This window comes from Pseudomonas sp. GYB4201, assembly GCF_056312595.1.
Genome location: NZ_JBWGIG010000080.1, coordinates 1 through 4,710, shown reverse-complemented (window position 1 = coordinate 4,710; position 4,710 = coordinate 1). Strand labels below are relative to the sequence as shown.

3 protein-coding genes are annotated in these 4,710 nt (G+C 64.9%); 1 reads left to right on the top strand and 2 read right to left on the bottom strand.

The genetic code is table 11. The annotated features are described in order from the left end of the window. Positions 1-522: 522 nt before the first annotated feature. Both AC0Z2B_RS32370 and AC0Z2B_RS32365 read right to left on the bottom strand, forming a co-directional pair. Complete coding sequence (locus tag AC0Z2B_RS32370) at positions 523-1,317, bottom strand: ABC transporter permease (protein WP_476302241.1); 795 nt, start codon at positions 1,315-1,317, stop codon at positions 523-525. Further along, positions 1,314-1,985, bottom strand: a complete 672-nt coding sequence (locus AC0Z2B_RS32365; RefSeq protein WP_476302239.1) for an ABC transporter ATP-binding protein — start codon at positions 1,983-1,985, stop codon at positions 1,314-1,316. Before AC0Z2B_RS32365 ends, AC0Z2B_RS32370 begins: the two co-directional genes overlap by 4 nt. Positions 1,986-2,445: 460 nt before the next feature. Here AC0Z2B_RS32365 and AC0Z2B_RS32360 point away from each other — a divergent pair, with 460 nt between their 5' ends. Continuing rightward, positions 2,446-4,500, top strand: a complete 2,055-nt coding sequence (locus AC0Z2B_RS32360) for a cytochrome-c peroxidase (RefSeq protein ID WP_476302243.1) — start codon at positions 2,446-2,448, stop codon at positions 4,498-4,500. Positions 4,501-4,710 lie beyond the last annotated feature (210 nt).

The window sequence follows — 4,710 nt, the reverse complement described above, 5'->3', positions numbered from 1 at the left end:
CCGGAGGGAGGGGACCCGCAGCGAAGCGTAGGGACCAAGCAGGGGCAAGCCTTTTTTGGTTACTTTTTGGGGCGTTTGCCAAAAAGTGACCCGGCGTAAGGCCGGAAAGGTGATTGTGCATCACCCTCGGTAATGGATATGTTCACGGATTTGGTTTCCCGCTTCGGCGATTTCGACCATATCCATTTTCGCGGGGGCGACCACCGACCGTTTCGGCCTTACGCCGACTCACTTTTTGGCAGTCGCCCCAAAAAGTAAGCAAAAAGGGCTTGCCCCTGCTTGGGCCCTCCGCTGCGCTACGGGTCCCCTCCTTCCGGCGCCGCTCAACGGGCAGACGGCACCCGCTATAGAAGCCTGCGGGTTACCGTCTCTTCGGCCTGCGGCCTCGGCCCTTCGGGCAGCCCGTTGAGCGACGCCTCCAGTCGGCCCGGGCGCTTTACGGGGCATACAATCAAGATCACAAGCAAGATCAAGATCACAAGCAGATCACAAGCAGATCAACTGCCTGATCGCACGCTGCGCTCAGTTGCGGGTAATCAGCTTCGCTGGCAAAAACCGATGCTGCGGCGAAAACAGCCGGCGGTACGTCAACAGCACCGCCACCACCGTCCCCAACGCCGAAGCCGCTGCTATAAGGAACATGATGATTATCTGGTAACGCACTGCCTGCAAAGGACTTTCCCCTGCCAGCACCTGGCCGGTCATCATGCCAGGCAGGCTCACCAGCCCCACCACGGTCATCTGGTTCAAGGTCGGAATCATCCCCGCCCGCACCGCCTGGCGCGCCGCCAGCTGGGCGGCCTCCCAGCGGGTGCCGCCCAGGGCCAGGGTCATTTCGACCTGCCCGCGCCCGGCGGTCAGCTCCTGGATCATGCGCTCGATGCCCAGGGACACCCCCGTAAGGGTGTTGCCCAGGATCATGCCCAGGATCGGGATGGCGTACTGTGGCTCGTACCAGGGGTGAATGCGGATCACCGCGAACAGCCCCACCGCCGCCACCAGCCAGCTGCTCACCCAGATGGACCACACGCTGTCGGCGCGGCGCCCGACGTAGGTGCGCTTGCCGCGCCCGGCCGCCGACAGGCCGGCGATCAGGGTCATCAGGCACATCACCGGCAACACCACGTACCACTGGGCGTTGGCGAAGATCCAGGTCAGCACGTAGCCGATGGCCAGCAACTGCACCACGGTGCGCACCGAGGCCACCAGCAGCTGCCGCCCCAGGCCCAGGTTCAGGCACAGCGAGAGGATGCCGTTGATCAGGATCAGCGCCGCGGCAATGGCAATGTCCAGGTTGGAAAGGCTCTGGTAGTTCATGTCAGGCTCCCCGCCTTCATCACGAGCTGGCGGTTGCTCACCCGCTGGGCCTGCGCCGGGTCATGGGACACCCAGATCAGCGCCCGGCCGCCGTCGAACCAGGCGTCCACCAGGGCTTCCACCTGGCGCGCCGATTCCGGGTCCAGGGCCGCGGTGGGCTCGTCCAGCAACAGCACCTGGGGGTTCAGCTGCAGGGCCCGCACCAGAGCCAGCACCTGGCTTTCGCCGCCGGACAGCTCGCTGGCCTGCTTGTCGAGGAAACTGGCCGGCTTGCCGGCCTGCGCCAGCAGTTGCAGCGCCGCTTCGCGCTGGTAGCGCGCCTTGGCGTGCACCTTCAGGGAGTAGGGGTAACGCAGGTTGTCCTCGACGCTGCCGTCCAGCAGCGCCGGTTTCTGCGCGATGTAGCACACGTGGCTGCGGTAGGCGGTGATCTGCGTGGCCTTGATGGCCGCGCCCTGCCAGTGCACCTCGCCGCCCTGGGTGGCGTCCAGCAGCGCCAGGGTGCGCAACAGCACGCTTTTGCCGGAGCCCGACGGCCCGGTTATCGCCACCCTGTCGCCGGCGGCCAGGGTAAAGCGCAGCGGCTGCAACAGTGGCGTGCCGGTGCGTGCATCCAGGCGTGAGACGTCGACGGCGGTAATCAAGGAGATGGCAGGTGAAGTATTCAACCGAAGCGCTTCCGGGCAAGAGGTTGAACATGATGCACGAGCCGCGCAACAAACAGCAAGTGCGCAAACTTCAAACAAATAGACTTGCAACTAGCGACAACTATGCCAACTTGCACAAGCCCCGCAGCGCTTGGCCAACAGCCCAGCCACTGGGCCCTGCGACGCCACTTTCGGGGCAAATTCCCCACATAATGGCAAACAGCCCCAACTTAAATTAATTGTTAGAAAGTTGAAAAAGACGTGCAAAATTCGCCATGAACTTCGCTATAGTTTCAATCAGGCAACTTAGCGCTTTTTATCAGCCCCGATATCCCGGGACTGCCGCTGTGCGCGCAAAAGAATAACCGCCAGGGAAACGAACAATAAAAACAGCAACAACCAACCGATAGCGAGCCCTCACATGCGCACACTTCCCTACCGTAGCCTGATCCCGCCCCTGGGCCTGGCGTGCTGGTTGCCCATGGCGGCAACCCTGGCGGCCACCGAGCCTGCCGCCCCCGTGGTCGATGCCCCTACCCTGCAAACCCTCAAGGGCGTGCTGCCCCCCGACCCTTCCGGCTACGAGGGCGGGCGCAAGGTGGACCTGATGACCGACTATGTGCTTAACCGCGACGCCGCCGTGCGCCTCGGCAAGGCGCTGTTCTGGGACATGGACGTGGGCAGCGACGGCACCACCGCCTGCGCCTCGTGCCACTTCCACGCCGGCGTCGACCACCGCATCACCAACCAGCTCAACCCTGGCCAGGCCAACACCAACGCCAACGTCGCGTCGCTGTTCAACAAGCCGTTCGCCGCCGGTGACATTCCCGGTGACGTGCCCTCCTACACCACCCTGTCCGGTGGCAAGGGCGGCCCCAACTACACCCTCAAGCGCACGGACTTCCCCACCCACGTGTTGGCCGACCCGCTGGACCGCAACTCGCCCATCGTCTATTCCACCGACGACGTGGTGGGCTCCCAGGGCGTGTTCGACGCCAACTACACCAAGCCCAAGCAGTCGCGGTTCGACAAGTGCACCCAGCAGCCGGACGGCATCTTCCAGGTCAACAACATCAACGTGCGGCGCAGCACCGGGCGCAACGCGCCCACCACCATCAACGCCGTGTTCAACGTGCGCAACTTCTGGGATGGCCGCGCCAACAACGTGTTCAACGGCTTCTCGCCGTTCGGCAACCGCGACCCCGACGCCGGCATCTTCGTCACCGCCGACCGCAGCCCGGTCGCCAGCAAGGTGCGCCTGGCCCTGGTCGATGCCTCGGCGGCGTCCCAGGCCGTGGGCCCACCCGGCAGCCCGGTGGAAATGTCCTGCGGCGGCCGCACCTTTGCCGACATCGGCCGGCGCATCCTCGACAACCTGATCCTTAGCCGGCAGAAAATCGCCCCCACCGACTCGGTGCTGGCCGCCATGTCCGGGCCACGCCGGCCCACCTACCGCGACATGGTCAAGGCAGCGTTCCAGCCGCGCCTGTGGAACGCCACGCAACCGGTGTCCCTGGGCGGCGCCAACTACACCCAGATCGAAGCCAACTTCCCGCTGTTCTTCGGCCTGGCCATCCAGCTGTACGAGGCCACCCTGGTGTCTGACCAGACACCCTTGGACGCCTATCTGCAGGGCAACACCCAGGCCATGAACGCCCAGCAAGTCCAGGGCATGAACCTGTTCCTGGGCAAGGGCAAGTGCGTCAACTGCCACGGTGGCCCGGAGCTGACCAACGCCGGCAACCGCCTGCGCCTGGAACCGCGCGAGCGCATCGAGCGCATGCTGATGGCCGACAACCTCACCACCCTGTATGACAACGGCTTCTACAACACCGGCGTGCGCCCCACGGCCGAAGACCTGGCCGTGGGCGGCAGCGACCCCTGGGGCAACCCGCTGTCGTTCACCCGCCAGTACAACACCCTGCTGCAGGGCGGCAACGTGCCCGACCCGTTCGAGGTGGACGTGTGCAAGTTCGAGGTACCGCTGACCGCGGCTATCCCCTGCGACGCCACGGCCAAGCCGCCGGTGGGCTTCCGCGACGCGGTGGACGGTGCGTTCAAGACCCCGGGCTTGCGCAACATCGCCCTGACCGGCCCGTACTTCCACAACGGCAGCCGCTCCACCCTCAAGCAGGTGGTGGAGTTCTACAACCGCGGCGGCGACCGCCGTGGCCAGGACGCCAACAACACCAGCGGCTTCGACCACCCCACGGTGAACCAGCACAACGGCGCCAACCTGGACGCCGATATGACTACCCTCAACCTGACCCCGGACGAAGAGGACGCCCTGGTCAAGTTCATGGAAGTCGCCCTCACCGACCCGCGCGTGGCGTGGGAGCGGGCGCCGTTCGACCACCCTTCGCTGGTCATACCCCAGGGTGAGACGGGCAATGAGAACAGCGTGACTGCGCGGGCGCCGGACGCAGGCGTGACCACGCCGCGGGCCCAGGATGCGTTGGTGCCGTTGCGGGAGATCGGCGCCGAAGGGCGCAAGGCCACCGAAGGCCCGCTGCAGCCGTTCGTGAACGACCTGTAACCTGCGTCGCCCCCCGGACGCAGCCTGCGGCAGCTTGTGTCTAGAGAAGGGAATAGAATCTGAGGTGAGAGCGGTGAATGGCAGGTTGTTCGGCAGCAGTGTTGATAAGCACGTGTAGGAGCAGAACCGCCATTCACCTCTCCGCACTGGCTACAAGCCCGAACAGTTGAACGAGCCGACCTCGAACATCACAAGCATGGGCATCACCAG